General features: G+C 73.7%; 1 protein-coding gene and 1 pseudogene. One reads left to right on the plus strand and one right to left on the minus strand.

Translation table 11 applies throughout. The features are described 5' to 3' along the window. Positions 1 to 466, minus strand: a pseudogene (locus WEB03_RS01430) (hypothetical protein); the annotation flags it as partial. Positions 467 to 756: 290 nt separating this feature from the next. Between WEB03_RS01430 and WEB03_RS01435 the strand changes: the two are divergent. Then, positions 757 to 1354: DUF305 domain-containing protein (locus tag WEB03_RS01435; RefSeq protein ID WP_368069188.1), on the plus strand; the 598-nt coding region annotated here is incomplete at its 3' end.

Below are 1354 nucleotides of genomic sequence, written 5' to 3' on the forward strand. Positions count from 1 at the left end.
AGATGTCGAAGATGCGGACCCCACGGAAGGTCTCGGAACCCTCCGCGGACCCGTCGTCACAGGCCGTGAACCCGCCTCCCTCGACCGAGACGAACAGCAGGTCGCCGGCGACCGAGACATCGTTCTGGCTGCCGGGGCAGACGACGGTCGTGGTCAGCACCGGGTTGGCCGGGTCGGCGACGTTGTAGATCGCGAGGCCGTCGAAGTTGCCGGCCACGACGTACCCGACACCCCCGTCGTCGAAGAAGGCCATGTCGGAGTTGAAGTTGTCGAGCCCCTCCGGCTTGCCCTGGGACGAGGCGAGGTCGACGTTCTCCGTCGACGCCTCCTGATCGGGCCCGAGGCCAGCGCGCCCGTCGACCTGCGCCGACGCCACGGCCGGCAGGAGCCCCCCGACCATGGCGACCGCGAGGGCCGCGACGGCGGCGGATCGCAACGTGCGGGGGCGGCGAGAGGTGGGTCGCACGGGCGGCTCCGGTGATCGTGACGCGGACGGAGGTGTCTCGAACGGGCTTCGCCGCCGCGTGGGCGGTTCCCCTCCACGCACCGTACGTGCGTGCGCTCCGGGCACGTCGCCTCCACCCGCGCGCCCGACGCGATCGGTGCGCGCCGACCTCGACGTCGTGCGCCGGGTGCGCCACACGCCCCGCTCGGCCGCCGGGTGCCCGCGCCCGCGGCACCCTGCGCGCCCCACCACCCGGAGCCGTCCCGCCGATGTCGCCCCATCCCGCCTCGCCGAGCCGCCGCACGTCCGTCGTGGTCGCCCTCGTCGCGGCGCTCGGGGCGGGTGCCTGCACCTCGGGCGCGGACGGGGACGCGTCACCTCAAGTGGTGCAGCCGGGCGCCCCCGGGGAGCCGTCACGCGTGCTCGATCCGGGCGAGACCCCGGACCACGCAACGCCGGAGCACGGTCCCGCGGACGTCGCCTTCGTCCGAGGGATGATCCTCCACCACGCCCAGGCGCTGCGGATGACCCGCCTCGTCCCCGACCGGACCGCCAGCGACGACCTGCCCCGGTTCGCGGAACGGATGGACATCTCCCAGGAGGGCGAGATCGAGGTGCTCCGGGCCTGGCTCGAGGAACGCGACGAACCGGTCCCCTCCCTGCTCGCTGACCACGACCACGAGGAGGACGGCGACGCGCCGGCGGGCATGCTCACCGAGGCGGAGCTGGTCGAGCTCGAGTCGCTCGAGGGTGAGCCGTTCGACCGGGCGTGGCTGGAGGGGATGCTGCGTCACCACCGCGGCGCGATCGAGATGGTCGACCGCCTGTTCGCCGACGGCGGTGGGCTCGAACCCGAGGTGCAGCAGATGGCCACGCACATCCGCGGCGACCAGGAGATCGAGATCGCCC

The sequence above is a fragment of the Nitriliruptor sp. genome, from assembly GCF_040882075.1.
In the GTDB taxonomy this organism is placed as follows: Bacteria; Actinomycetota; Nitriliruptoria; order Nitriliruptorales; family Nitriliruptoraceae; genus Nitriliruptor.